At 54.3% G+C, this 26,768-nt stretch carries 22 protein-coding genes and 1 riboswitch; of the genes, 8 read left to right on the top strand and 14 right to left on the bottom strand.

Annotated features, from left to right (window positions below):
* Positions 1-72 precede the first annotated feature (72 nt).
* The 5 genes from ACX5K5_RS02880 to ACX5K5_RS02860 form a co-directional block, all read right to left on the bottom strand.
* Entirely contained in the window at positions 73-939 is an 867-nt protein-coding gene (locus tag ACX5K5_RS02880; protein ID WP_346060445.1) for a 3-hydroxyacyl-CoA dehydrogenase family protein, read from the bottom strand.
* Between the two features lie 12 nt (positions 940-951).
* A complete protein-coding gene (locus ACX5K5_RS02875; protein WP_459175003.1) occupies positions 952-2,406 on the bottom strand; it encodes an aldehyde dehydrogenase family protein in 1,455 nt (484 codons plus the stop codon).
* A gap of 30 nt (positions 2,407-2,436) precedes the next feature.
* On the bottom strand, positions 2,437-3,621 hold the full coding sequence (locus ACX5K5_RS02870; protein WP_188684164.1) for an acyl-CoA dehydrogenase family protein: 1,185 nt from the start codon (positions 3,619-3,621) through the stop codon (positions 2,437-2,439).
* 13 nt (positions 3,622-3,634) lie between these two features.
* Complete coding sequence (locus ACX5K5_RS02865) at positions 3,635-4,780, bottom strand: CaiB/BaiF CoA transferase family protein (RefSeq protein ID WP_096253723.1); 1,146 nt, start codon at positions 4,778-4,780, stop codon at positions 3,635-3,637.
* 99 nt (positions 4,781-4,879) lie between these two features.
* Positions 4,880-5,599 (bottom strand): GntR family transcriptional regulator, encoded by a 720-nt coding sequence (locus ACX5K5_RS02860; protein ID WP_096253724.1) that lies wholly within the window; start codon positions 5,597-5,599, stop codon positions 4,880-4,882.
* A 75-nt stretch (positions 5,600-5,674) separates the two neighbouring features.
* On the opposite strand from ACX5K5_RS02860, the gene ACX5K5_RS02855 reads away from it, so the two are divergent.
* Both ACX5K5_RS02855 and ACX5K5_RS02850 read left to right on the top strand, forming a co-directional pair.
* Entirely contained in the window at positions 5,675-6,550 is an 876-nt protein-coding gene (locus ACX5K5_RS02855; protein WP_346060447.1) for an inositol monophosphatase family protein, read from the top strand.
* 97 nt (positions 6,551-6,647) lie between these two features.
* Complete coding sequence (locus ACX5K5_RS02850) at positions 6,648-6,824, top strand: hypothetical protein (protein WP_346060448.1); 177 nt, start codon at positions 6,648-6,650, stop codon at positions 6,822-6,824.
* Between the two features lie 46 nt (positions 6,825-6,870).
* Here ACX5K5_RS02850 and ACX5K5_RS02845 read toward each other — a convergent pair whose 3' ends face one another.
* The 5 genes from ACX5K5_RS02845 to ACX5K5_RS02825 form a co-directional block, all read right to left on the bottom strand.
* Positions 6,871-8,544 carry a thiamine pyrophosphate-binding protein gene (locus ACX5K5_RS02845; protein WP_096253727.1) on the bottom strand — a complete coding sequence of 558 codons (1,674 nt, stop codon included), beginning with the start codon at positions 8,542-8,544 and terminating at the stop codon, positions 6,871-6,873.
* Positions 8,544-9,530 carry an agmatinase gene (gene speB / locus ACX5K5_RS02840; protein ID WP_096253728.1) on the bottom strand — a complete coding sequence of 329 codons (987 nt, stop codon included), beginning with the start codon at positions 9,528-9,530 and terminating at the stop codon, positions 8,544-8,546. The genes ACX5K5_RS02845 and speB overlap by 1 nt, the downstream gene beginning before the upstream one ends.
* Positions 9,531-9,889: 359 nt before the next feature.
* The gene (locus tag ACX5K5_RS02835; protein WP_459175002.1) at positions 9,890-10,846 is read right to left on the bottom strand and encodes an ROK family protein; all 957 of its coding nucleotides are present in this window, start codon (positions 10,844-10,846) and stop codon (positions 9,890-9,892) included.
* A 34-nt stretch (positions 10,847-10,880) separates the two neighbouring features.
* The gene (locus ACX5K5_RS02830; protein ID WP_096253730.1) at positions 10,881-11,294 is read right to left on the bottom strand and encodes a hypothetical protein; all 414 of its coding nucleotides are present in this window, start codon (positions 11,292-11,294) and stop codon (positions 10,881-10,883) included.
* Between the two features lie 136 nt (positions 11,295-11,430).
* Entirely contained in the window at positions 11,431-11,994 is a 564-nt protein-coding gene (locus tag ACX5K5_RS02825; protein ID WP_096253731.1) for a helix-turn-helix domain-containing protein, read from the bottom strand.
* A gap of 211 nt (positions 11,995-12,205) precedes the next feature.
* Here ACX5K5_RS02825 and ACX5K5_RS02820 point away from each other — a divergent pair, with 211 nt between their 5' ends.
* The 3 genes from ACX5K5_RS02820 (at position 12,206) to ACX5K5_RS02810 (ending at position 14,468) form a co-directional block, all read left to right on the top strand.
* Positions 12,206-12,805, top strand: a complete 600-nt coding sequence (locus ACX5K5_RS02820; protein ID WP_096253732.1) for a DinB family protein — start codon at positions 12,206-12,208, stop codon at positions 12,803-12,805.
* Positions 12,806-12,904: 99 nt separating this feature from the next.
* A riboswitch (SAM riboswitch) is annotated at positions 12,905-13,017 on the top strand.
* A 17-nt stretch (positions 13,018-13,034) separates the two neighbouring features.
* Entirely contained in the window at positions 13,035-13,301 is a 267-nt protein-coding gene (locus ACX5K5_RS02815) for a hypothetical protein (protein ID WP_096253733.1), read from the top strand.
* Positions 13,302-13,364: 63 nt separating this feature from the next.
* Positions 13,365-14,468 carry a VIT1/CCC1 transporter family protein gene (locus ACX5K5_RS02810; RefSeq protein ID WP_096253734.1) on the top strand — a complete coding sequence of 368 codons (1,104 nt, stop codon included), beginning with the start codon at positions 13,365-13,367 and terminating at the stop codon, positions 14,466-14,468.
* Between the two features lie 52 nt (positions 14,469-14,520).
* Here the strand turns inward: ACX5K5_RS02810 and ACX5K5_RS02805 are convergent, their stop codons facing one another.
* Positions 14,521-15,699 carry an LOG family protein gene (locus tag ACX5K5_RS02805; protein ID WP_096253735.1) on the bottom strand — a complete coding sequence of 393 codons (1,179 nt, stop codon included), beginning with the start codon at positions 15,697-15,699 and terminating at the stop codon, positions 14,521-14,523.
* Between the two features lie 87 nt (positions 15,700-15,786).
* Here ACX5K5_RS02805 and ACX5K5_RS02800 point away from each other — a divergent pair, with 87 nt between their 5' ends.
* From ACX5K5_RS02800 to ACX5K5_RS02790, 3 genes are all read left to right on the top strand, one after another.
* Positions 15,787-19,137 carry a DEAD/DEAH box helicase gene (locus tag ACX5K5_RS02800; RefSeq protein ID WP_459175001.1) on the top strand — a complete coding sequence of 1,117 codons (3,351 nt, stop codon included), beginning with the start codon at positions 15,787-15,789 and terminating at the stop codon, positions 19,135-19,137.
* Positions 19,138-19,299: 162 nt separating this feature from the next.
* On the top strand, positions 19,300-19,584 hold the full coding sequence (locus ACX5K5_RS02795; RefSeq protein WP_459175000.1) for a hypothetical protein: 285 nt from the start codon (positions 19,300-19,302) through the stop codon (positions 19,582-19,584).
* 783 nt (positions 19,585-20,367) lie between these two features.
* Positions 20,368-21,855 (top strand): MFS transporter, encoded by a 1,488-nt coding sequence (locus tag ACX5K5_RS02790; RefSeq protein WP_459174999.1) that lies wholly within the window; start codon positions 20,368-20,370, stop codon positions 21,853-21,855.
* Positions 21,856-22,044: 189 nt separating this feature from the next.
* Here the strand turns inward: ACX5K5_RS02790 and sucD are convergent, their stop codons facing one another.
* The 3 genes from sucD to pcrA form a co-directional block, all read right to left on the bottom strand.
* Positions 22,045-22,947 (bottom strand): succinate--CoA ligase subunit alpha, encoded by a 903-nt coding sequence (sucD, locus tag ACX5K5_RS02785; protein WP_096256099.1) that lies wholly within the window; start codon positions 22,945-22,947, stop codon positions 22,045-22,047.
* A gap of 16 nt (positions 22,948-22,963) precedes the next feature.
* The gene (gene sucC / locus ACX5K5_RS02780) at positions 22,964-24,136 is read right to left on the bottom strand and encodes an ADP-forming succinate--CoA ligase subunit beta (protein ID WP_096256098.1); all 1,173 of its coding nucleotides are present in this window, start codon (positions 24,134-24,136) and stop codon (positions 22,964-22,966) included.
* 238 nt (positions 24,137-24,374) lie between these two features.
* Positions 24,375-26,750, bottom strand: a complete 2,376-nt coding sequence (gene pcrA, locus ACX5K5_RS02775) for a DNA helicase PcrA (protein ID WP_442346807.1) — start codon at positions 26,748-26,750, stop codon at positions 24,375-24,377.
* Positions 26,751-26,768 lie beyond the last annotated feature (18 nt).

Genomic DNA, 26,768 nt, shown 5'->3' with positions numbered 1-26,768 from the left:
TCTCACTAAATACACGCAAGTGATGGTTGTGATGGCCGCCCTAGGCATCGGGCATCACAACCAGTACGAACGCTATTTCTCTTGGTCGTAGAGGTAGAATCCTTGACCGCTCTTACGTCCGAGCTTTCCCTCGCCGACCTTTTCGGTGATCATCGGATGCGGTTGATCGCTCGGCTCACCAGTTTCCGCGTAGGTTGCCTGCGCGATGAAATCAATAACGTCCAAACCCACCAGGTCCATCAGTTCAAAGGGGCCCATAGGATGACCTAGTGCGGTACGAGCTGTGGTATCAATATCTTCGATGCTCGCTACCCCTTTCGATGCCAGGTCCAGGGCTTCTTGCTGAATAGCGCCCATCATACGGTTCGCGATAAACCCTGGAACCTCTTTATTCACCAGCACCGGTTCCTTGCCTAATGCTCGTGCCACCTCTGTGACCGTAGCAATCGTCGCGTCGCTAGTCTGCGCATTTCGCACAATCTCCACGCACTTCATCACCAGAGCCGGATTGAAGAAGTGCATGTTGCAAACTTGGGCCGCCCGACCACTAGCTTCAGCCACATGGGATGATGCCAAGGTCGACGAATTCGTTGCAAGAATTGCGTGGGCTGGTGCATGCTCGCCCAACTCGGCGAAGATGGCGCGCTTGATATCCAGCCGTTCGGTTGCAGCCTCGATCACGAGATCCGACCGAGCCGCACTGGTAGCTAATTCGGTGGATTGGGTCAGTCGAGATAGGGCCAGTTCAACGTCTTCAGCGCGCAACTTACCCTTTGAGATTCTCCCAGCCGCCCAATTTTCCAATTCGGTGCGAGCCGCTCGCAAGGTCGAGTCGGAGATATCCTGCAAGATTGTGCTGAAGCCGCTCAGGGCACAGCTCATGGCAATCTGACGTCCCATGGTGCCGGCGCCAATGACAAGAATATTGTTGATACTCAACGTTCCTTCTTCCTAACCTCGTAAATAAACTGTCGTGGTGTGAGTATAGAACTCTCTCGCCGCTGCTCCTTGCTCTTTCGGACCATAGGCCGAAGCTTTGGCGCCACCAAACGGTACATGCGGATCGGCTCCGGCAGACTCCGAGTTCACATGGAGAATGCCGACATCCAGGCGTTGCTGCGCATCGATAGCCGTAGCTAAATCTCGGGTGAACAAGGCTAGGCTCAACCCAAATTCTGAGTCCTCGGCAGCGAAAAAAGCTTCTTCGGTTCCCGAGACTCGCAATAAGGTGAGTACCGGGGCGAAAAATTCTTCGCGCCATGCCGTGTTTTCTCGGCCTCGGACATCATTGCTGATACCCAGAATTGTGGGCGCGATATACGTTGCACACTTCGGGGCGATACCTTCAAAAATGACCTCGGCGCCTTCAGACTTCGCCTTCTTAATCCCGTTCCGGACAGCGTTGGCTGATCTAATATCAACGACGGGGCCCATGTGTACTGCTGGGTCCAGCGGGTCACCGGTAACCCATTGGGACAATCGTAGGATGAGTTTTCTCAGAAATTCATCGGCAATAGACTCATCGAGGATGAGCCTGCTGCTGGCGGTGCATTTTTGTCCGCTGGATCGAAAAGCGCCGAACAGCACCTGTTCGCTGGCAAGGTCCAGATCCGCATCGGCAAGCACTACCGAGGCATTTTTACCGCCCATTTCTGCTTGCACCGGTATCCCTCGAGCAGCTCCCAGTGCACAAAGTTTGCGTCCAACACCTGTAGACCCAGTGAACGACAAGCCTGCTAGCTGCGGCTGATCCATTATTGAGTCCCCCAGCGAGCCAGGACCGATGATCAGATTAAGCACTCCCTCCGGCAGGCCCGCATGTTCGAATGCCTGAACCAACCGCGTCGCCAACAATGGGACGAGACTTGCAGGTTTGAACACGACGGTGTTTCCAAAAATCAGTGCCGGTGCAATTTTCCATGCGGGGATAGCTATCGGGAAGTTGAACGGGGTTACGATACCCACCACACCCAAAGGCTTATGGGACACCAGGATCTGTTCTCCCACCCGGGGAGAGTGGAAGGTACTTCCGCTGGTTCGTTCAGACTCCGCTGCGTAATAGGACAGTATTTGTCCTGACCTACGTACCTCGCCTATCCCTTCGGGCAGAGTCTTGCCCTCTTCTGTAGCCAGCTCGGCTCCAAATTGCTCCGCGTGCTCATTAAGGTAAGCCGAGGCTCTAAGGAGATATCCTGCGCGTTCGGCCATTGGCATGGCGGACCAGCTAGCTCTGGCACCCTCAGCTGCTATGAAAGCCTCGGTGACCTGTGCGGTATCTGCGGCTTTTCCGGAGGCCACACGAATCTCTGGGTCGACCGCACTGGTCGAAACGAGCTCGTCGGCATTGCCGGGGATCCAGTGGCCATTTATGAATTGGTGGAGAGTTGCTGCGGTCTGCTGTGTCATATTTTTTGGCTTTTCTTGTACAGAAGATCTTTAGCGGAAGGCCGGAATGCCGGTAAGCTTATTACCCAGTATCAGCGTGTGCACTTCATCGGTTCCTTCGTAGGTACGCACGGATTCTAGGTTGTTGGCATGACGCAATGGCGAGTAGTCCAAGGTAATGCCGTTACCGCCCAAAATCGTTCGAGCTTCTCGACAGATTGCGATGGCCTCACGGCAGTTATTGAGTTTGCCCACGGAAATCTGATGCAGATCTAGAGCTCCGGCATCCTTCTGACGTCCAATATGAAGAGCCAGCAGGAAGCCCTTGTTAATCTCCAAAGCCATATCAACCAGCTTCTGCTGTGTCATTTGGTAGCCAGCCAGCGGCTTATCAAACTGCAATCGTTCTTGCGAATATTTCAACGCTACTTCAAAGGAGTCACGTGCAGCGCCCATAGCACCCCAGATAATTCCGTAGCGAGCCTCATTTAAACAAGAGAATGGGCCTTTAAGTCCGACCACGTTGGGAAGCACTGCGGTTGCTGGCAGACGAACGTCGGTCATTTCAATTTCACACTGGACAGAGGCACGCATTGAAAGTTTAGGTTCAATGGGCGTGGCCTTGAAACCAGCAGTCTTGGTAGGCACCACAAATCCGCGGATACCTTCGTCGGTCTGTGCCCAAATTACCGCCACCTGGGCAACATTGGCTAGGCCGATCCAACGCTTCAGGCCATTTAGTACCCAATCATCCCCATCCCGGCGGGCGAACGTTGTCATGCTAGAAGGGTCCGAACCCGCGGTCGGCTCGGTCAAACCAAAACAGCCAATCGCTTGGCCCGCTGCCATCTGTGGCAACCATTCTTGTTTTTGCTCCTCCGAACCGTGCTTGTAAATGGCGCTCATGGCCAGTGATCCTTGGACCGAGACGAAGGTGCGCAGTCCGGAATCTCCGGCTTCCAATTCGGCACCAGCTAGACCATATTCAACGGCTGAACGTCCTGCACAGCCGTAGCCGTCAAGGTGCATTCCAAGCAGGCCTAGCTTCGCCATCTCCGGTACGATTTCCAAGGGGAAAATGGCATTTTCATACCAGTTGGCAATATTCGGCTTGATGCTTTCATTAACAAATGAGCGCACGTTGTTTCGTAAGGCGAGTTCTTCACCGCTGAGTAACGCATCAAAGTTGATCAGATCGGCTGGGTCTAGGGCAGCGGTCGATAGTGAATCATTCATGGAATTATCTCCTTTAGAGTTTGGCGGTGCCAAGAAAAGTCTGCTGGTGTTCGCCTAAGGCAGGGGGCACAAGACGGTATTCTGCTTTACTTCGCGAGAGGTTAATCGGGCTTGCCACCTGCGTTGAACGCCGTCCGGTAGCTGAGTCCTCGATACTCACCAAAGGTTCCAGCCCGAGCGTTACCGCGAGCTCTAAGGCTTCTGCGACAGAGTTGACCTTGCCTGCTGGAACTCCAGCCTGCATTAGGCGACTTGTCCAGCGGATGGCGCTGTCTTGAACCGTGATTTCTTCAATGAGCTCCTTGAGCTCTCGTCGATGTTTTACACGCTCCAGGTTTTCAACAAAACGTTTGTCACTGGCAAGCTCAGGCACCCCTAGTTCTGAAACCAGAGCCGAGAATTGGCGGTTATTTCCGACAGCGATCACCATCACTCCGTCCGCTGTTGCGAAGGTTTCATACGGCGCGATACTCGGATGTGCATTGCCCAAGCGTGGCGGCGACTCACCAGTCGCTACGGTACTGCTGGCTTGATTCGTGAGTCCTGCCAGCATGGATGTCATCAGCGAAATATCTACCTTTTGCCCTAGGCCGCTTTGCTCGCGTTCGCGCAGGGCAAGCAGGATTCCGGTTGTCGCATTCTGGGCGGCAAGCACATCAACCAAAGCCACACCTACTTTGCTCGGTGTCCCCTCGGGTTCTCCGGTGATGCTCATCAGTCCTCCGACAGCCTGAACCAGAAGATCAAACCCAGGAAGGCTGGCACCTGCCCGGTCACCGAATCCGGAAATCGAGCAATACACTAGGCGGGGGTTCGTTTCCTTGACAGATTCGTAGTCAAGTCCGAATTGGGTGAGCACACCGGGACGAAAGTTTTGTACGAGCACATCTGCGTCGTCAATAATCTTGCGTAGTTCGTGCAGTTCGTCGGAGTTCTTGAAGTCGACGATAATTGCCTGCTTATTACGATTCACCGCCGAGTAGTACGTGCTCACACCATCGCTGGTGACAGGCGGCAACCACCCGCGTGTTTCATCTCCCGCGCGACTTTCAATTTTCAGCACCTCGGCCCCGAAGTCGCCCAGCGTCATGGTAGATAACGGACCGGCAAGGATCCGTGACAGGTCTACGACCTTAACTCCTTGCATTGGTTGAGCCATGAGCCACCTACGATCTAATCCCAAAATGAACAGTTACATGTTGCATGCAACTGTATGGCAATTAGTTCCAGTGTTCAATAGCACGGGGAATAATCGAGGCTAAAAGATGAGCTCTTCCAACCGAGACAGGTACTGCTCATCATTCAGCCCTGGCGTGCGCGCGCACACCGCTCGCACGAGCATCTGCGCGGTGCGCAAAACGTGATTTTGCATGGCGATCTGCGCACCGGATGGATCGCGTTTCAGGATTGCGTTCATGAGCTCATCGCGGTCACCGGCTAGATCTTGGCTCGTTCGGGCCTGTGGAATCGTGACCTGCCCATGGGCCAACACCAAATTGCGCAGTTCCCCGACAATGCCGTCAAGTTTCGCGTTACGCGCCAGCCCGAGTAAGTAAAGATGGAACTTTTTATCCGCCTCTAAGGTGGCACGCCCGTCCCCGGTCTGCCCCACCAAGATCATTTCGTGGTGCAGTTCGCGTAAAATCTCAAGATCAGCCTCGCTGGCGTTGAGTACCGCACGGGCCGCGGCCGGGGGCTCCACAACCAAACGAAGTTGGAATACCTCGACAATGTCGTCCAAGGAAATCTGATTCACGCGCACACCACGATTTTTCGCGACGGTCACAATGCCTTCCTTTTCGAGCAACTGCAACGCTTCGCGTACCGGAGTACGCGAAACTCCGAGCTTCTCAGAAATAGCAATCGCCGAGTAATGATTGCCCGGCGTCATTTCACCGGACACAATCGCCGCGCGAATCTTCGTAGTGACTTGATCCGTCAATGACTCTTTGGGCAAAATCGGTTGCATGCTACTCATACTGGAAGTCTAACTGTTCGGTCTTCAATAACCCCACAAACAAACCGGTGACCGCGCACCGAGTAGGGTTAAACCGTGACCTCACACAAAATAGCTTCAATGCCGGAACTGGCTGAGACTCTTCGACTCACGGCGCTGAACGCCGCACTGCAGGCGGCGCCCGCAATACAAGGTGCATTTCGCAACAAAATCACCTTCGAAGAGAAAACTAACAGTCATGATCTAGTCACCGCCGTGGACAAGCAAAGCCAGGAGATCATCACCAACTCGCTGCGTACCGCTTTTCCGGGCTCTTGGGTTCTTGGTGAAGAAAATATCGACATGGATTCGGGAACACCGGCGGCCGCTCAAGTGCAGTGGATCGTTGATCCGATCGATGGGACCAGCAACTTCGTACACGGCATCGCGTTTTTCTGCGTCTCTATCGCTGCGGCCATCGACAATCAGTTGGTTGCCGCGGTGATTGTCGACCCGATCTCTGGAGATCAATTTAGCGCTAACTCCGAGGCTGCATACCTCAACAACCAGCGCCTTACCCCGAGCCAACGTCCCGAGCAGGCACGCGCAAATCTGATGACCGACTACCCGGGCGCAGAATCCCTGTTTAAGGATGGACCGCTGGCTTTGGAAGTATTCGGAGCATGGATTCAAGACTTTGCCACGGTACGTCGCAAAGTGTCGGCCGCGCTGGGGCTCGCGCATGTGGCGGCTGGATGGTGTGACGCTAGTATCGGTTTTGATACCAAACCGTGGGACATCGCAGCCGGAGCACACCTAATTCGGATGGCTGGAGGGACTTATCAAGGTTTGGCTTTCGGTAAACAGGTAGCTGCCGATCACTTCTGCGATGGGTTCATCGCCCAAGGCCCCGGAGCTAATTACGAATCATTAAACAATGCGGCGTTGCGAGTACATCAGCTGCGCACTCAGACGCGCTCCAATCAAATCTGACAATATCGAACTATTTGCCAAAGCAGGGTAATTCCGCTGGCTTCGGTCGTACCATGAGGGCATGACACCACATATCCAAAGGACTGCACATTCCGCCGTGCAGCATCATGGTGGCGGAGGGGTGATCTTCGGAGGTATTGGGGCAATATTGCTCTTCACGGCCTTCGCAGTGATGTTGGCGATTCAGTCTCTGGACTGGGAGCCACTGCTCATCGGTATAAGCATGGGCGTCTCCACATTGCTATTCGGAGTGGTTTACCACTTCACGCATTAGCTCAGACACCTTCGGCGCCCCCTTTCGAGGGCGCCGAAACTATGTGCTATTCCCCTAGGTGGGTCGGCGCGAACATGCGCAGAAGCGTCTGTACAACGATCACATTAGGCCCTTCGCCCGCAAATGATTCACGTAGCGCCTCACCAATCTGATCCGCTTCCACCAGCCGCGCTGGAACTCCGAAGGATTGAGCCAGCGCCACAAAATCGGGCCGGGTTAGCTCGGTAGCTGTTGCCTTGCCAAAGGCACCTTCCATATATTCGCGTAGAATTCCGTACCCGCCATCGTCAACGATTAGCCATGTCACAGGCACGTTGTGTTGCTTCGCGGTGGCAAGCTCAGCAATTGAATACATAGATGAACCATCGCCCGATACCGCAAGAACTCGCGCTTGCGCGGCCGAGGCGCCCTTGATTTGCAGGCCAATGGAACCGCCAATGGCCGAAGGGAACCCAAACCCTAATCCACCGGCACCCTGCGCCGAGTGGAATTCACCATCGCGAGAATCCCAGCAGCTCCAGCCCCAATAGGCCGCAATCGTCATATCCCAGAAGGTCTGCATATCCGCTGGCACCGCTTCGCGGATATCGGCCATGAACTTCTGCTCGAGATCCAGCCCTTGGCCTCGCAGTCGGTTCTGCACCTTGCCCAGGGTTTGAGCGACCAGCTGCGCTGGACTTTGTCCGTGCCAGTCAGGGCTACTAGACAGTTGAGTTGTGTTGAGTTTCGAGACCAGGAATTCCAAAGCAGTCTTGGCATCAGCGCGGATTCCCAGGGCCGGGGTGTTTGACTCAAGCACCCGTGGCTCGGCATCGATTTGAATCATGTGTCCACGAGGAGCCAGAGTGAAGTAGTTACTGGACACTTCGCCCAGTGATGAGCCCACAACGACCAAGACGTCTGCGTCTTCCAAGACCTCGGTGACGTATCGGTCTTCTACCCAAGACTGCAAAGAAAGCTCATGTTCCCATGGGAACGCACCGTTACCTCCAGGAGTACACAGCACTGGGGCATTAAGCTTCTCGGCGACCTGGAGCAGTTCGCTTTCCGCTCCGGCCCGTCGCACTCCACCACCGGCGACGATGACTGGTCGTTTAGCATCTGAGAGCCAGCGAACTGCCTCGTCAATCAGTTCTACCCGGGGTGGGTGCTCATAAGCCTCGGCCAAGGCATCATGCACGGGTGGAACAAAGACCGGTGCCAGTAAGACGTCCTGCGGCACTTCAACCCACACCGGTCCCATTGGCACGGTTACCGCCTGCGCCCAAGCGTCTTGGATCGCCGAAGGTATGCCGGAGGCGTGATGCACCGTTTGCTGGAACTTGGTGACGTTCGCAGCCGAGGCCTTCTGGTCATCAAGTTGGTGCAACATGCCTTTACGTCGTGCACCTAAGCCATCCAGCGGGATCTGGCTTGCAATAACCACCATTGGCACACCGGTGGCATAGGCTTCCTGCAACCCTGCCAGAGAGGTCAGTGCGCCGGGGCCCGTGGAAAGGAAAAGTACTCCTACCTCACCGGTGGCGCGGCTATAACCATCCGCGGCGAATGCAGAGTTGTTTTCCACCCGCGAAGAAATGAACTGCAGATTGGAACGAGACAACGCGTCAAAAAGACCCAACGCATGTTGCCCGGGAATCCCGAAGACCGTTTTAGCTCCGAGAGCACTGAGCGTTTCAACAACGAGGTCACCACCGTTACGCTGCACTTCGTTGCTCATTAGTTGTTCTGTCCATTCAGCTGACGGTATTCACTGATCAGGCTGATCAGGTCATAGGTGACGTGCGAGGCAGCAACGCCTGTGAGCTCTGCATGATCATAGGCAGGTGCCACCTCAACAATATCGGCGCCCACAATTTTCAGTCCACGCAAGCCGCGCAAGATTTCCAACAGTTCGCGGCTAGTAATACCGCCGGCTTCTGGCGTGCCGGTGCCAGGCGCATGTGCTGGGTCAAGAACGTCGATATCTACTGAGATATAGAGCGGACGATTGCCGATACGATCACGCAGTTTAGCAACAATTTCTTTAACGCCCTGATAGTAGACATCTGAGCTTGTAACGATGCCAAAACCGAAACGCTTGTCATCTTCGAGGTCTTTCTTACCGTAGAGAGGACCGCGGGTTCCCACATGGCAGATCGCCTCAGTATCGAGGATGCCCTCCTCGACAGCGCGACGGAATGGTGTGCCGTGGGTATATTCGGCGCCGAAGTAGGTATCCCAGGTGTCCAAGTGCGCATCGAAGTGCAACATTGCTACCGGTGCCCCAGCGCGCTGCGAAGCGGCACGCAGTAAAGGCAGCGCAATGGTGTGATCACCACCGATAGTCACCAAAGTTGCACCATCCTCGGTCAGTTCTAGTGCGTTGTGTTCGATTGTTTCAATGGCTTCATTGATATTGAACGGGTTGACTGCCATATCTCCAGCGTCGGAGACCTGGCTCAAAGCGAAAGGTGAAACGTCGACGGCTGGGTTATAGGGACGGATCAATCGCGACGATTCACGCACGTGGTTTGCGCCGAAGCGGGCCCCAGGGCGGTAAGAAACACCGGTGTCAAAGGGAACGCCAACAATTTTAATATCGGACTTTGATACCTGATCTAGGCGTGGCAACCGTGCGTAGGTTCCACCGCCTGCGTAACGGGGAATGACGGCGGCATTGATGGGGCCGATGTTCCCATTTTCTTCGATCCGTACTTCTTTCATGAACGCTTCCTCCCGGCACACCCAATCAAGAGTTGCCTAATATGAAACATGAGTTTCCTCCCATGCTATTTATTGGCACGCCTACCGTCAAGGTGTATTCGTCCATAATGAGGCACGTTTGTGAAGAATGAGAGCCCCACCCTCCCGTTCTAACGGAAAGTGAGACTCTCAAACACTCAACTAGGTAAATTTTTAGCCACGTTCATAATTTCCTGCTTTGGAAAATTCTGCTCGTCACGCAGTCGACGCCACGACCACACCTTTCGGGAAAACGAGGTGGATCACCCTGCGAAAAGACTGAGATTCTATCTTGGATAACACATCTGAACTACTGGCCGTTTTGCCCAGCTGTAAGCTATTTAGCGGTCATGTCGTGCTAAATCCGCGGCACCGATCAACCCTGCATCCGCGCCGAGTTGCGCACGGACAATGCGGGCGTAGGGGCGGTATCCACGTCCCGGAAGGAGTTTGCGGTACGTCGCCTCGGCCGTTGCAATCAGGGAAGTAGAAGCGGATCCCAGTCCCCCTCCAATCACCACGACACCAGGATCCAGAACTGCTGCAAGGTTTGAGATTCCCATTCCCAACCAACCTCCCATCTCTTCAATGAGTTCCATACAGGCGAGATCGCCATTAGCGGCCAAAGATGTCACCATCGCGCCCGTGACCAGCGCTGGGTCCGCGGAGCAGGCCTCACGAAGATTATGCGCTCGGGGAGAATTGAGCCGGACAAGCTCTGCGGCTTCGCGTCCCAGCGCGTTACCTGAGGCATATTGCTCCCAACACCCACGGTTGCCACAGGGGCAACGATGCCCCTCGACTACTAAGGTTTGATGACCGAACTCGCCGGCAACACCAAAGCTGCCCCGTAAAATTCGATTATCAAAAATAATTGCGCCGCCAATGCCGGTGCCGAGAGTTAGGCAAACACTGAGCTCTTCGCCGCGCGCGGAACCAAAACGGTGTTCCGCCCATCCAGCGGCATCCGCGTCATTGTTTAAGTTGACCTTGCGGTTCATTTTTGCTTCGAGACGTTCTAGCACCGGCTCATCGCGCCAGGCAAGATGAGGCGAGAAAAGAACGTGAGAGCCACTGCGATTGATCCACCCGGCGGCTCCGATACCTACTGGTAGCTGCTGGTTACCATCGCTCAGCTCGTTAACTACGGCGGCGATAGCATCTTCGGTCAAGGCTGCATTCTGCCCCGGAGTGGGACGGAAACTTCGGCGCAGGATCTGGCCATTACCATCTACTATGCCCCCGGCAATTTTAGTTCCCCCGATGTCGATTCCGATCGCGAGGTTCTCGGCGGACATCGCATCCTCCCTATGAGTGAGCACTGCCTAGCGTTTAAGCTTTGAAGGACTTCTTACTGCTATCAACTATGGCCCGGTCCACTTCATGGAACCCCAGGGTGAAACCCACCGAGAGAACTAACGACTTGATGGCAATTTCGTCGAGTTCGTCCGCCACGTATATGAGCTGTACCGGGCCAGCAAGCACCAGCAACAACACGGCCCAAAGCCCATAAACCCATGAAGTTTTAGCCTGAGCCATCTGTGGGTAGCGTGAGCGCCGATAAATAGTGCGAAGTCCCAACACTAAGATTACGCCGGCAAGAATCGCGGCACCTAGAATGAAAAAATTACGTTGGGTGCGAATCAACGTCATGGTCACACCAATGAGGACACCGAGAATTGCAGACATCCACCAATTGGCAGAGCGTAGTTCCGACTGTTCAGCCCGTGGCTCACTTTCCGTCACGGAGCTCCCTTCGGTTATTTAGCGGCGTCGATTAACGTTGTTGACACTATTTCAAGGATACGCTTTGAAATTTATCTAGCTAAAACGGTCAGCCGCTCGTGGCTAAAATTTTCCCGAACGAACCGCTCACTGTCATTCAGAGTAAGAGAGTCCACGTGACTACGGCTGTCTGATCAGTCGTATTTTCCCAGCTGTGTGGCTCGCGGCCCGGAAAAGTCACGGTATCTCCTGCGTGCAATTCGATACGGTCCTCGGGCAACACCAAAGTGAATCCGCCAGAAATCACATGAAGCACTTCCACCTTGCAGTCCACCGAATATAGTTCGGCTTCACCCGAACCCTGTGGCGCAACCTCGGCCCTAATCATTTGCACACGTGTTTCGGTGCGTGGGGTGACAAGTTGTTCGGTGATTCCCTCACCACCTAGGGCAATGCGTGGTGCTTCTTGAAGCCTGACTAGTTTTGTTTCGGGCACAGAAAAAAGTTGGCCAATTTCTATTCCCAACACATCGCAGAGCTTGAGCAATGTCGACACGGATGGGCTTGTCAGGTCCCGTTCGACCCGAGACAAGAAACCTTTAGTCAGCCCAGACATTTCGGCGACTTGGTCGATTGTTAGCCGGCGCGTTTGTCGTACGCCTCGCAAACGGGCGCCAATATTGATCGCTGCGCCGGTGGGTTCTACGGGCAGTGTTTTCATGAGCTCCCACCATTTTTGTTGCCAAGACGCCACGGGTTGGTGGTCCTCGGTCACAGATGTGGCCAAACCATTCTGATCCGACCCTTACATTGGGCAAGTTTACCAATATGCAACCGGGCCCCGACTTAAGCAGTCGCTGTTCAGATAACCTCACGATCTTAATGTCGTTTCAGCCCTGTCCATTGGACGCGACTGAAATTAGACTCGGCGCATGGACACCATCAATGATCCGTCCGCCCAAAGGCTTCGCGCCTATTTAAATGAGGCACGTAGCACCGTGCTTTGGAAGTGCGAGGCGCTGAGCGAAGAATTGGCCCGCCGTCCGATGACGCCTACCGGCACCCATATGCTTGGCATCGTGCACCACCTAGCTGTGACCGAATATGGTTACTTTGGTGAATGCTTGGGGCTACTCCCTAACGATGATCATGTACTCGAATTGCTGCAAAGTGAGGATTCACAAATCGATTTTTTGCCTCCGGCAGATTATTCGGTTCAAGACGTGCTAGAGCTGTACCGAAAATCCGTCGCCTTCGCCGAAGCGGCGTTGGATAATTTAGAGTTAGCTTCTCCGGCCGTCATCCCTTGGTGGTCCATTCATCGCCACAGCACCGTAGAACATCTCATCGTGCATATGATCGCGGAGACCTCCAGGCACGCCGGACAGCTTGATATAGTTCGTGAGCTGCTCGACGGTCAGGTCGGCCTTCGTGAACAGGCTCTAAATCTCCCAAGTTACAGTTCCGCTCAATGGCAAGAGCAATATTCGCATTTGCAACAGCTTTCGCAAGAGGTAGTCCAGCGTAAGTAGAGCGCTGAGCGGTTCGTCCTCGGCGAGCGCAGGGCCGGTAAACCTAGTATTACGTAGCACTACGTGGGCGCAGCTGGTCGGTGTAGCATCGTAATGTTGCTTCACGAGATGCGGCGCCAAGCTCCGACTGGCCGCGCACCAACCCCAGGTTCATGGGTGGTTCGGATGAAGAAGCGGTCCGTGCGCCGACCGGCTGCGGGCAAGAGCTCTCTTGAGGGTACGTGTTGCCATGAGTATCAATGTTCTTCCGATTATCGATCTGCAAACCGGTCAAGTGCAGTTTCCACTGCATGGTCTCTGGGTTAGTTATTTTGTCACCAATCCTCGACGGCTGGCCGAATCCCTGACTCGTACCGTACGAACCCCCAGTTTTGATGTGTCCCGAGAAGAACTCTCTGTTTTTATCGCCGTCACCGGGCATAATCACGGTATCCCCCACGTATTTAGCCTTGCCAAATTCCCAGCTTTCACTTCGCTCACTAAACTGAACAGTTGAACCTACCTCGGATCATTAGCCTGCCCGCTAGATCCACTCTGTCTCAGGAGACTCATCCCCGTGATGACCCAAAGCTCAACACCCCAGCCCACCAAGGTACAAATACGTCGTTGGCGTAAATATATGGCCGACGAAGTCGCCGAAGGTGCGATTTACCGTGAACTAGCGGTAAAACGCACCGGGCAAGAACACCAGATTCTGCGCGGACTGGCGGAAGCCGAAGAACGCCATGAAAACTACTGGCGTGCAAAACTAGGCGAACACGCCCGCCCGGTCCGCCCCTCGTTGCGACGGACTATGTTGCGTTTCATGGCCCGCCATTTTGGTTCCGTCTTTGTCCTGGCGCTAGCCCAGCGCGCCGAAGGAAATTCTCCTTACGCCACCGATCAAGATGCGGCCCCGCAAATGGCTGCAGATGAACAGGTCCATGAGGAGGTTGTTCGGGCCTTGGCAACCGCGGGTCGCACCCGACTATCTGGCAACTTCCGCGCAGCAGTTTTCGGAGCCAACGATGGTCTCGTTTCAAATTTGGCGTTGGTTATGGGTATTGGCGCTACCGGGGTGGCGTCTTCGTTTGTGCTCTTCTCCGGTATTGCCGGTTTGCTGGCAGGTGCGCTGTCCATGGCAGCCGGCGAGTTCGTCTCGGTGCGTTCCCAGCGCGAGCTGCTCTCCGCATCACGTCCCACTCAGGTCACACTCTCTGCGGCTCAGAATCTAGATTTGGACGCGAACGAATTGGTCTTGATTTATAAGGCCCGAGGAATGAATGATGAGGATGCAGAGCACCGTGCCGCCGAACGCATGGGTCTGTTCACCTGTGACTGCAACCCCTCGTTCTCGCTCCACCCGGAAGTGCGCTCGGCTGAACTTGAACGCGAACATGAGGAACTTGGTTCGGCTCCGGGAGCGGCCATGTCTTCCTTTATGTTCTTTGCCTCTGGCGCAGTCATCCCAATTCTTCCCTATATCTTTGGACTCTCCGGTCTTCCTGCGGTGATTGTTGCCGTGGTCTTGGTCGGCATTGCGTTGCTTCTCACCGGAGGTATCGTTGGTTTGCTCTCCGGGGCTTCCCCAGTAAAACGTGGCATGCGCCAGCTCGCCATTGGTTTGGGTGCTGCTGCGGTTACGTACTGTCTGGGTCTGCTCTTTGGAACCTCGGTAGCGTAGCGCTCACTGCCTATCTGGCCGCCGCCCAAGGTGGCTGCGGCCAGAAGCTTTTTTAGAACCGTGTGCGGCGACGCAACGGGGTCATGGTTTCAATGAATGCGACCGCTTCGTCCACGGTGTCTACCAACGCAATTCGGTCTTCCATGGCCCGGCCAACTGCCAGCGCTTGGAGCAGTGGCCAGACCGGTAGTTCTTCGCGCCAATGTTTTTCTCCGACCAAAACGATAGGGGTGACGCGCGCACCGGTCGCATAATAGTTCTCGCAGGCATCTTGGAATATTTCTTGGACGGTCCCGGCAGCGCCTGGCAACACTATGATTCCGCCGTTTGATTGTTCGAGCAAGATCGCTTCGCGAATGGAATTCGTGAAGAACTTGGCAATATGTGTGGCAAAGAGGTTTGGTGGCTCATGTCCATAGAACCAGGTGGGCACGCCCAACGAATGATTCTTGCTAGGAAATTGCTCACGCACTCGTACCGCCGCGCGCGCCCACATAGTGCGATGGCGGATAGCGTCGGGTGCCTGCGCCAAAATATCCAAGGCGGCAACGATGTCTTGGGGCTCATAATCGGCAAGCCAAGCACCTGCATTAGCTGCTTCCATCGCACCGGGGCCCCCACCGGTCACAATCGAGTAACCCTTACGCGTGAGAGTGGTCCCAAGCTGAACGGCATCGGCAAATTCTTGGGTTCCTCGTTGTACCGCATGCCCACCCATGACACCAATCATCGGGGTGTTGGCGAAAACTCCGTCGTACACCGCATTTATCATTGCCTGCCCAATATGGTGGTCATGCAATGTGGTAGCCATAGCGGTGTCGTCGGTAGCAAATTTCAGCGGTGGTTTAGATTGTGAATAGGTGTATATCTGCGCGTCAGGTACCTGCGCATAGGGCACTTCTTTGATCCCTGAATACAGTTCATACGGGGTATATAAATCGCGTTCGGAAATATCAAAAGGCAGTTGCACTCCACTACTCATGCAAAGCCCACCGGTAGCTTCAACCAGAGCACGCCCCTGGGAGGAGAACACACAATCGATAAAAAGACAGTCGGCTAGATCGAGGGTACCCAGGAGCGAATCTCTTGTCTGCAAATCAACCCGGTGTACACGCCAGTTCCTGGCACGTGCCATCTGGGTCTCGAGAGCTTCGGCGGCTAGCCTGTCGAATTCCACCAGAGTGGTGATATTTACTGTACGGGCGGGGATATAAGGCCACACTTGAGACATGTAACTAAGCTACCGCGAATACGGGTGATTGTTCACAGTTAGGGTTCTCAACTTCCACCAGCGCGCTGAACGTGAAACGATGAGAGGATGACTGATTCTGTGCCACCACTCATCGACGCAAGGCACCTACTGGCGTACTTGGGCGACGTTCCATTCTTCTTCGGGCAACAGCTCGCTAAAAAAGACGAATCGGTAGTTGACGTCGCTTTTGATGAAAGTAGCAGCGTCATCTCCGGCACTATCTTGGAAGATGACCAGCAGTTTGTCTCCACTATCACCGTAGTTCGAAGCGCAACTGGCTGGACCGTGGAAAGTACCGACTGCAGTTGTAACAAAGGATCGGTCTGCCCTCATGTCGCGGCTCTTGCGCTGACTGCGAATAAGATTGCGAACCAACCACGTCCTTCAATGGCCGAGACGAAAAGAACCGCTTCCGCTTGGTCGACTCAGGTCAATACTTGGTTTGAGGAACCGGAGCCAGGACCTTCCGAGGGACTTTTAGGTTCCCCCAATGATCCTGTAGTGGCTATGGCCCTGCAGTTCATGGTTTTTGACTCTAAAAATACTTCTCAGCAGCAACAGTGGATGCCCTCCGGTTCGGTGCCACACCCCACTCGGAACAAGCGATTCCGCTTAGGCGTTCGCCCCATGGTGCGTAATTCCGAGGGTCGCTGGGTTCGTGGCCAGCTACGGTGGACCACCATCGCCTTTAAGACTTACGGCTGGAACTTGCTTCGCGGCCAGCACCATTGGTTTACTCGCTTTGCAGCCCTGGCCCGGGGCAATACACAGCTGCAGTTCAAGGTCGATGAAGATTGGCTGTTTTTAGACGAGTACGCTTCCAACTTGTTATGGCCAATGCTCGACGAGGCGCAAGAGCTTGGAATCGAGCTCATTACCACCCGCCACGAGACCACTGTAAATGTTGATCGTCAGTCTCGGTTTGAACTGCTGGCAAGCCTGACAGAAGACCGGTCTCTCAACGTTGCTGGCCAGCTACACATTGCTGGACAAAGCTTAAGCCTTAACGCAGAATCCCCTGCGGGAACCATCGCTGATCATGGTTTTTACGTCGAACTTGAAGCTCCAGACCAAATATGGTTGGCACCTAGCGACGAAATAATCCCTGCCCAGCACCGCCGTTGGTTCCAGAATCGTGAACCTCTGCAGATCCCCTCGGACCAAATGCAGGACTTCTTTAACGAGTCGTACGCTCGACTCGCGCGCCGCTTTAGCCTGCGCAGCATTAGTGAAGGGCTGGTGCTTCCCGCGCTGGCGCCACCTGAGGTTCATGCCACCGTGAATTTCAGTCGCGAAGAACAAGCCGACGGCACAGTCAAAGATTCGGCCGCCATTTACTTCCAGGTCCGATACCCGGGGGTCCCATACGACCACGAAGTATATGATGCGCAGGCCGAGCAAGCGTTATACCGGACCGTTAACGACGTTTTTGAGAAGCACACGGACACTAGCAACCACGATCTGTCGTCAAGGTTCTTCGCCGGAGAACATATGATCACGTTCGTTTCGGATCTGCTTCCTGCGCTGCGGGGCCTGTCCATTATGAAAATTACTGAGGAAGGAATCCGCCCGGTATACCGTCAGCTGCGTGAACTTCCACAGCTGAAAATCAATGCCGTGAGCCACGAACGTAATGACTGGCTGGACTTGGGCTTGCTCATCACCGTTGGTGACCACGAGGTTCCTTTCTCTACCATCATGGAGGCGCTGACCAGCGGTTCCATGAAGGTTAAGCTTCCCGACAACACCTGGTTCTCATTGGACCATCCCCTGTTTGCCAAGCTGAAGTCGCTTGTCGACGAAGCACAATCGCTCAATGACAAACCAAAAGACGCGGATTTGAAGCTCTCAGTCTTCCAAGTTTCACTCTTTGATGAGTTTGATGAGCTGGCTGAAGGTATCGACGGGGCTGATCTCTTTATAGGGCGTATGCGCTCGCTGCTACGTGTGGCAGAAGGCGAAGAAGCCCAAGTACCAGACACCCTTGACGCTACGCTTCGCCCTTATCAGGTTGAGGGATTCCAATGGCTCGCACGTCTGTATCAAGGCGGATTTGGCGGGATCCTCGCCGATGATATGGGTCTAGGTAAAACCTTGCAGACCATTGCGCTGATGCTTCATGCCCGCAAACTGTGGGACGACCCAGAGCATATGGCCACGCTTCCCGCAGCACAGCGCATGAGCGCACCATTCCTTGTCGTCGCTCCAAGCTCGGTCGTATCGAACTGGGAGATGGAGATTAAGCGATTCGCCCCAAGTTTGAGGGTGATCACGGTGGAAGGAACTTTCGGTTCAGAAGATGAGCTAAAAGAACTGGTGGCTAACTACGATGTCATCCTTACGACCTACACCTTGCTTCGTCTGAACGATGAAGTCTATGAGGGGCAACGCTTTGCTGGCCTGATTCTCGATGAGGCACAGTTCGTGAAGAACCGCTCAACGAAGGCTCACCGCAGTGCGGTCAATATCCAGACAAACTTCAAGCTAGCTGTGACGGGTACTCCTATGGAGAATAACCTCTCTGAACTAGGCGCACTATTGTCCCTGACCTCACCGTCACTGTTCATGAACTCCAGTCGTTTCAACCGTCAGTTTGCTCGACCTATCGAGGTGCTCGGCGATCGCGAAACGTTGCAGCTTTTACAGCGTCGTGTGAAGCCATTCATGCTGCGCCGCACCAAGGAATCTGTAGTGCTGGACCTTCCTGCTAAACAGGAACAGCAGGTCCTGGTTCGTTTGAGCGATGAACACCAGCATGTCTATGACACTCATCTGAACCGAGAACGCCAGAAAATTCTGCACTTGGTTGAAGACCTGGATCGCAACCGCTTTACGATTTTCCAGTCGCTCACTCACCTGCGAATGCTTGCGTTGGAACCGTCACTTGTGGATCCTGAGCTTGCAGAGATTCCAGGGTCGAAATTGGAGGCCCTCTTTGAGCAACTTGAGGATGTGCTTAGCGAAAATCACCGCGCCTTGGTCTTCTCGCAGTTCACCTCTTATTTGAAGATCTTTGCCGCGAAGCTAGAAGCGCAGGGTATTCCCTATGTGTATCTTGACGGCAATACTCGAAACCGCGCCAAGGTAATCGAGCAGTTCAAGGACGGCGAAGCTCCATTGTTCTTGATCTCGCTGAAAGCCGGTGGTTTCGGTTTGAACCTGACCGAGGCTGATTACTGCTTCCTTCTTGATCCATGGTGGAACCCTGCCGTAGAGGCTCAAGCCATTGACCGCACACACCGCATCGGACAGACCCGTCAGGTGATGGTCTATCGCATGATTGCTCAGGGAACCATTGAGGAAAAGGTTGTGGCCTTGCAGGACACCAAACGGAAGCTGATCTCTACCGTGATGGATGAGGCCGATGGTTTTTCCAAGGCTTTGACGGCTCAGGATATTCGCGGGCTGCTTGAGTAACAGCTTGGTTACATCTGAGCCGTTTGACGGGCTTTTACCAGCGAATCGCGCTATATTCAATATGTCTCGTTGTGTGTTCTCTGCCACACTGAGTGCAAGCAAAGAGAGTAGCCTCGGAGGTCTTCTCCGGTGGCGTAACGCAAGATGAAGGCGGTTATAACCGTGTCCCTGATTAAATCGGAGACTCTGAGTGCACCGAGTGACGACTGGATGTGCGCGTCGGTGAGCACCGAACAAGACCGTGTGGTGATTGAAACCGAACAGGAACGACTATCCCTAGACAACGAACGGCTCCTAGAAAAAATCCGGCGAGTGATCGCTTCGCCGCTCGAGGAGATTTTCTATAACCCGAAGCACCGAATGTTGTTAATTCCGGGAGCCTTCGCTGTTATTGGCTCCTCCTTTTTGAGGGTCGACACCGACGCGGCGGCTGGCCTACGCGGCTAGTATTCTTCCCAGCGCATGCCCCAAGATACCTACAGGCAGTCTTGGGGCATCTTTTTGCCCTGAACCTTCCTGTACAACGGTGATACCCGGAGCTTACGGTGGGGAGATTTTGGCACTGCCCAATTTAGAACACTGCTAATCTTCTTTTTTTCAACGTTTTCGCCAGGTATCCAACCTGTTATCCCAAGTATTGACTATCGTTGAACTTTGATTCGCCGTGGCAGAAATCGACCACGAGACCATGAAGCTGCGCAGACCTCAGTTTGATATGTGTTATATATCGCAAATCCTCCACAGGTGGACTGCACTGCACCTGATGTTTCTCGGCTAACATCCACTCCGGAACGCTAGTAATTCAACGTGGTTGATCCTAAAATTTCGAAGTGAAACTGGCACCGAAAATCGATTGCATTATGCAACTAATCGCCTAGTCAGGCTATATTCCCCGAGGTTCTTCCTAACTGCAGCTGGACGCATTGAGCATGGCTCTACACTGGAGCCTCTCGGGCTCGGACGCATTAACCTCCGAATCCACTGCAAATACTTGACTCCACGCACAAGTGCCATTTCACGTTTTGCTAGTCTTGTTGCTTGTCCGATTATGCACTTCATCGTTCGTTGAGCAATCGTCGCCAGTGATCTGGGGAGAAGTCATTGAAGCCTGCAGAAAGTCTCTGAGGCTAGACCACCAAGTGGCACGATTCCCCGAAGCCCTTCAGCACAGGAAAGCTGAGCGACCTAGAGCATACGAGAAGATTAAGAAAGATATGAGGAGTGAAGCTTATGGAAGCAGCGAATACTCGTGGGCCGAAATTTTTAAGGAAACGCCGGTTGAAGGTAGAGGACGTCAACGTTGTTGACGATTCGATGCTCAAAAAAGCAATCGGCGGTACCGTTGTCGGTAACTTGATGGAATGGTACGACGTCGGGGTCTACGGATACCTAGCGGTAATTATCGGCGAGCTATTCATGCCGGCCACCCTCGATCCAGCCCTCAAAACGCTATTTAGCCTTGGAATCTTCGCCGTAACCTTCGTGGCACGCCCACTAGGCGGCGTCATCCTTGGACAGTTAGGCGACCGAGTCGGCCGCCAAAAGATTCTTGTCTTCACACTCCTCATGATGGCCTTGGCAACGTTTGGCATCGGTATCTTGCCAGACTACTCGGCTTGGGGCATCGCAGCGCCAATACTTCTCGTCGTTCTGAAGCTCATTCAGGGCTTTTCCACCGGTGGTGAATACGCCGGCGCCACAACCTTTATCACCGAGTACGCACCGGATAAGCGCCGCGGTTACTATGCATCACTTCTGGATCTCGGCTCGTATATGGGCTTTGCCGTGGGTGCCGCCTTCGTCTCGATCCTCCAGCTAACTCTCACTGAAGACGTGATGGAAGGCTTCGCTTGGCGTATCCCGTTCTTAGTTGCCTTGCCTCTTGGCGTCATCGCCCTGTGGTTCCGCACCAAGATCGAGGACACTCCGGCGTTTAAGGAAGCTCAGGAAGCCGCAAATCGTGCCAGCGAGGATGCCAAGAGCTCTGCAGATGCTCCGAAGGGTGTCATCGACCTGGTCAAAGCCTACTGGCGTGAACTGCTCACCGGCTTCGTTTTGGTTTCAGCCGCAAACACCGCAGGCTACGCACTAACCAGTTATATGCCGACGTACCTGACCCAAACGCTGAAGTATGATCCGGTGCACGGTAACTTGCTGACCTTGCCCATTCTGGTGGGCATGTCCTTGTGCATCCCGTTAGCAGGCCACTTATCGGACAAGATCGGGCGCCGTCGCGTACTCTTCATCGGTTCGGTCTCCGCCGTGCTACTAGCCACTCCGGCGTTCTTGTTCATGATGCACGGAGCTATCTGGTCCACCTTGCTTGGTCTTGCCCTGCTGGCGATCCCAGTAACGTTCTACGTCTCTAACCTTGCCTCCTCACTACCGGCACTGTTCCCTACCTCTTCGCGCTATGGCGGAATGGGAATCTCTTATAACTTTGCAGTCGCTATTTTTGGTGGCTTCGCTCCGTTCATCATGCAAGCCCTTGTAACAATGTCCGGGTCTTCGCTGGCTCCTGCCTTCTGGGTGATGGGCATGTCCGTAGCCGGCTTCATCGCCGTGTGTTTCCTCAAGGAATCAGCACGCAAACCACTTCCGGGTTCTATGCCGTCGGTGGCTACCGACGCTGAAGCCGTCGAACTGGTGAAAACTCAGGATGAAAATCCCGATCTTGACGTTGATTCGCTTTTTGATGAGGCACCAGCGAGCCACTAACCCACTGGTTTTTGATTGACCAACGGCCACCGTCCCAGAGATCTGGGACGGTGGCCGTTGCTTTGTACTCTGTCTATTACGGTCGGCTCCCGTAGCACTACGAACCCGATAGAATCTTCACAGAATACGGAAAGGGCCTGACTGCGGATCGTTACCGATCTGCAGTCAGGCCCTCAACTTAGCTTCAGCTTAGAGAGCAGCGAAAACTTCGCGCAGCAAGCGAGCGGTCTCCGAAGGAGTCTTGCCCACCTTCACGCCTGCAGCTTCCAAAGCTTCCTTCTTAGCCTGAGCGGTACCGGCCGAGCCGGAGACGATGGCGCCTGCGTGGCCCATGGTCTTACCTTCTGGAGCGGTGAAGCCAGCGACGTAGCCAACAACTGGCTTCGTGACGTTAGCCTTGATGTAATCAGCTGCGCGCTCTTCAGCGTCACCACCGATTTCACCGATCATGACGATGGCCTTGGTCTCTGGATCGGCTTCGAAAGCTGCCAGTGCATCGATATGGGTGGTGCCGATCACTGGGTCACCGCCGATACCAATTGCGGTCGAGAAGCCCAGATCGCGCAGTTCGTACATCATCTGGTAAGTCAGGGTACCAGACTTGGAAACCAAGCCGATTGGGCCCTTCTGGGTGATGTTGTTCGGGGTAATGCCGACCAACGCTTCACCTGGGGTGATGATACCTGGGCAGTTAGGACCGATGATGCGGGTGATCTGGTTACCGTCGGCGTCAACCTTCGACTGTGCCAGTGCCCAGAACTCAGCGGAGTCCTGTACTGGAACACCTTCGGTGATGACAACAACGAGGCCAACTTCAGCCTCGATAGCCTCAACTACAGCGTCCTTGGTGAACTTAGGTGGCACGAAGACGATCGATACGTCTGCGCCGGTTTCAGCCTTGGCCTCAGCCACGGTGCCGTACACCTTGATGTCCTGGTCACCGTGGGTGACGGTGGTGCCAGCCTTGCGGGCGTTCACGCCGCCGACAATGTTGGTGCCAGCCTTGAGCATCAGGGCGGTGTGCTTGGTGCCTTCGCCGCCGGTGATGCCCTGGACGATGACCTTAGAGTCCTTGTTCAGGTAAATGCTCATTGTTCGCTTATCCCTCTTACTTCGCTGCGTTGGCGAGCTCGGCAGCCTTATCGGCGCCCTCATCCATGGTTGCTGCCAGGGTCACCAATGGGTGGTTGGCTTCGGCCAAGATGGCGCGACCCTCTTCAACGTTGTTGCCGTCCAGACGGACAACCAGTGGCTTGTTCGCTGCGTCACCCAAGGTGTTCAGCGCGCCGACGATGCCGTTTGCGACAGCGTCACAAGCGGTAATGCCACCGAAGACGTTAACGAAGACCGACTTGACCTGTGGGTCGTTCAGGATGACGTCAAGGCCGTTAGCCATGACCTCAGCTGATGCTCCACCACCGATGTCCAAGAAGTTAGCAGGCTTGACCGAACCGTGGTTCTCGCCAGCGTAGGCAACAACGTCAAGGGTCGACATAACTAGGCCAGCACCGTTACCGATGATGCCTACTTCACCGTCCAACTTGACGTAGTTTAGGCCTGCTGCTGCAGCCTTGGCTTCCAGTGGATCAGCCGCTTCTTTGTCTTCCAGAGCTTCGTGATCTGGGTGACGAACCTCGGAGGCGTTCTCATCCAGGGACACCTTGCCATCAAGGGCAACAATGTCACCGGCACCGGTCTTCACCAGTGGGTTGACCTCAACGAGAGTGGCGTCTTCTTCCTTGAATACAACCCAGAGCTTCTGGATGGTATCTGCGACCTTAGCGCGCAGTTCTTCAGGGAAGTTAGCTTCAGCGACAATCTCCGCAGCCTTAGCTGCATCGATGCCGACCAACGGGTCAACGGCGACCTTAGCCAAAGCGTCGGGGCGCTCGACAGCGAGCACCTCGATCTCCATGCCGCCTTCTACCGAGCACATGGCCAGGTAGTTTCGGTTTGCACGGTCCAGCAGTACCGAGAAGTAGAACTCCTCAGCAATGTCGGCGCCCTGAGCGATCATGACCTTATTAACGGTGTGGCCCTTGATGTCCATACCGAGAATGTTGGTAGCGTGCTCGAAAGCTTCGTCTGCGGTCTTGGCAACTTTAACGCCGCCAGCCTTACCGCGGCCGCCAACCTTGACCTGTGCCTTAACTACAACTACGCCGCCAATCTTCTCAGCTGCGGCTTTAGCTTCTTCCGGGGTGTAAGCGACGATGCCGGCAAGCACGGGAACGCCGTGTGCCTCGAATAGATCGCGCGCCTGGTACTCATACAGGTCCACGGGTTTGTGTCCTTCGTTCGAAGTTCATGCTGACTCGCGACATGGCCATAGATCGAAACCTATGCCATGCCTTAGAGAGCGCACCGCAACTATCGGCAGTCATACGGCGCCGTAGCCGTGCGCACTTCTCAGACTATCCCTAGTTTTGCAAACTTCCCACTTTTACAGCATGTAGAGAACTTTCCATGAAGTTTCCACGGAAGCGAAAACTGCATTGCTTACCCTAAAGAATTCGCGATTATTCGACGATTTCCAATGGCGCATAGCGCAGTAAGAGCCGTTTTTCAGAATCCACAAATTGCACTTTTGCAACCGTCTTATCTCCGGCTCCTTCTATAGCAATGACAACTCCCAAGCCAAAGCCTGAATGTTTTACGTTTTGTCCAACCTTTGGAACCACAATCTCTTTGTTTTGCTGTACACGCTGTTTCGCAACGGGTGCGGCGTTATGCCCCCGTGAGATTGCATTGGACGAGGTACCGGCTGCCCAATGTGATCCACGATCATATCGACTGGTGGCGAAATTCACCGTTCCGCTACCCGATCCCCACCCGGAAGACATTGACCCTTCACGTTTCCACTCAAGTAAGTGGGACGGAATTTCGTCGAGGAACTGGCTTGCAGGGTTGTACTGCGATTGTCCCCAGAGGCTACGCTGTTCAGCCCGAGTGAGGTACAACCGTTCTCTGGCACGAGTTAAACCTACATAGGCCAATCGACGCTCTTCAGCCAGTTCTTTGGCATCGGTCATGGACCGCTGGTGCGGAAAAACACCGTGTTCCATACCGGTCAAGAAGACCACAGGAAATTCTAGACCCTTAGCAGTATGCAAGGTCATCAAGGTGACCACACCTTCGCGAGCAGCCATTGCGGCACCCTCGTCATCTGCGGGAGCTTCAGGGATCTGGTCAGCGTCGGCTACCAATGCCACACGTTCCAAAAACCCTTCTAGTCCACCTTCTGGTTCATCTTTGACATAGTCTCGAACTACCGCGACCAGCTCCGCGAGGTTCTCCACCCGTGATTCATCCTGAGGGTCATTGGACGTGCGAAGTATCTCTAGATAACCGGTCTGTTCCAAGACAGCTTCGAGCGCCTCGGCAGGACTGGAACCTTCAGCTACGACCTTGAGGTCATCCATCAATGACACGAAGGCCGCTGTCATTTTTATGCCGCGAGTACCTAGCCCCGGGGCTTCATCCGAGCGTCGCAAGGCATCCATGAACGAAATTCGATCCCGTTCAGCAAGTGCTGCCACGGCACCTTCAGCTCGGTCACCAATACCGCGCTTGGGCTCATTGAGAATTCGGCGGACGTTTATGTCATCTTCCGGATTAACTAGCGCACGGAGATAGGACAGTGCGTCTTTAATTTCCTTACGGTCGTAGAATCGGGTTCCTCCCACGACCCGGTATTTTAGGTCCACGCGCATTAATTGTTCTTCCAATGCACGCGATTGAGCGTTGGTCCGGTAGAAGATAGCGACATCGCCGGGGCGCACGCTTTCCTCATCGTTGAGTCGCAGAATTTCTTCAGCAATCCAACGGGCTTCATCACCTTCGGATTCGCCGACGTACCCAATGATGGGCTCGCCATCTCCACTGGCGGTCCATAGACGTTTGTCGTTGCGTTCAGGGTTGCGCTTGATAACCTCATTGGCTGCAGAGAGGATGTTCTGCGTCGAACGGTAGTTCTGTTCGAGTTTGATCGTTGCGGCGTCCGCATAGTCTTTTTCGAATTCCACAATATTGCGGATGTCCGCCCCGCGGAAAGCATAAATTGACTGGTCGGAGTCGCCAACCACGGTGAGCTCCCCGGGGGTGGTTAATCCATCTGGGCCGGTGAGCTCACGCACCAGCGAGTACTGCGCGTGGTTTGTATCCTGATACTCATCGATTAAGACATGGCGAAAACGGCGACGGTAGTTATCCGCCACGGCGGGGAACGCCCGGAACATGTACACAACCTGGCCGATCAGGTCGTCGAAGTCCATGGCATTCGCGGCACGCAACCGGCGAGTATAGCCTCGGTAAACCTCGGCCACGGCCAGGGCGAACGGGTCATGGGTGTTAATCGTGGAGGAATAATCTTCTTCATCAATCAGTTCATTTTTGAGTGAAGAAATCTTATGCGCGATAGCCTTTGGGGCAAATCGTTTGGGGTCGATATCTAGACCCTTGGCTATTAATGTAATAAGCCTCAGTGAGTCCGCAGAATCGTAGATCGAGAAGTTCGACTTCAGACCAATAGTCGCCGCTTCCCGGCGCAAGATGCGTACACAGGAGGAGTGAAAGGTCGAAATCCACATTTTCTTTGCTTGCGTCTCACCAATCAATTCAGCGGCTCGCTCACGCATTTCTGCGGCTGCTTTATTCGTGAAGGTGATGGCTAGAATTTCGTGCGGCCGTGCCCGGCCGGTAGCAAGCAAGTAGGCAATGCGGTGAGTGAGTACGCGAGTCTTTCCAGAACCCGCACCGGCAATGATTAGAAGCGGTCCACCGTGATAACGAACCGCTTGATCTTGCTGTTCGTTCATCCCCACCAACAGTTCTTCTGGAGTTGGTATGGTGCGCTGTGCCGGCTCCGCGGCGAAGTCATCGTTAAGGAAATCCATGGTGTAGTCAGTCTACGT

The sequence above is a fragment of the Glutamicibacter bergerei genome, from assembly GCF_054495185.1.
This window is presented reverse-complemented; position numbering and strand designations above follow the sequence as displayed.

Bases quoted from the DNA above. Each gene is read 5' to 3' on its own strand.
- ACX5K5_RS02875 (WP_459175003.1), bottom strand. From the start codon at position 2,406: ATGACACAGCAGACCGCAGCAACTCTCCACCAATTCATAAATGGCCAC.
- ACX5K5_RS02870 (WP_188684164.1), bottom strand. From the start codon at position 3,621: ATGAATGATTCACTATCGACCGCTGCCCTAGACCCAGCCGATCTGATC.
- ACX5K5_RS02865 (WP_096253723.1), bottom strand. From the start codon at position 4,780: ATGGCTCAACCAATGCAAGGAGTTAAGGTCGTAGACCTGTCACGGATC.
- ACX5K5_RS02860 (WP_096253724.1), bottom strand. From the start codon at position 5,599: ATGAGTAGCATGCAACCGATTTTGCCCAAAGAGTCATTGACGGATCAA.
- ACX5K5_RS02845 (WP_096253727.1), bottom strand. From the start codon at position 8,544: ATGAGCAACGAAGTGCAGCGTAACGGTGGTGACCTCGTTGTTGAAACG.
- speB (WP_096253728.1), bottom strand. From the start codon at position 9,530: ATGAAAGAAGTACGGATCGAAGAAAATGGGAACATCGGCCCCATCAAT.
- ACX5K5_RS02835 (WP_459175002.1), bottom strand. From the start codon at position 10,846: ATGTCCGCCGAGAACCTCGCGATCGGAATCGACATCGGGGGAACTAAA.
- ACX5K5_RS02825 (WP_096253731.1), bottom strand. From the start codon at position 11,994: ATGAAAACACTGCCCGTAGAACCCACCGGCGCAGCGATCAATATTGGC.
- ACX5K5_RS02820 (WP_096253732.1), top strand. From the start codon at position 12,206: ATGGACACCATCAATGATCCGTCCGCCCAAAGGCTTCGCGCCTATTTA.
- ACX5K5_RS02815 (WP_096253733.1), top strand. From the start codon at position 13,035: ATGAGTATCAATGTTCTTCCGATTATCGATCTGCAAACCGGTCAAGTG.
- ACX5K5_RS02810 (WP_096253734.1), top strand. From the start codon at position 13,365: ATGACCCAAAGCTCAACACCCCAGCCCACCAAGGTACAAATACGTCGT.
- ACX5K5_RS02805 (WP_096253735.1), bottom strand. From the start codon at position 15,699: ATGTCTCAAGTGTGGCCTTATATCCCCGCCCGTACAGTAAATATCACC.
- ACX5K5_RS02800 (WP_459175001.1), top strand. From the start codon at position 15,787: ATGACTGATTCTGTGCCACCACTCATCGACGCAAGGCACCTACTGGCG.
- ACX5K5_RS02790 (WP_459174999.1), top strand. From the start codon at position 20,368: ATGGAAGCAGCGAATACTCGTGGGCCGAAATTTTTAAGGAAACGCCGG.
- sucD (WP_096256099.1), bottom strand. From the start codon at position 22,947: ATGAGCATTTACCTGAACAAGGACTCTAAGGTCATCGTCCAGGGCATC.
- pcrA (WP_442346807.1), bottom strand. From the start codon at position 26,750: ATGGATTTCCTTAACGATGACTTCGCCGCGGAGCCGGCACAGCGCACC.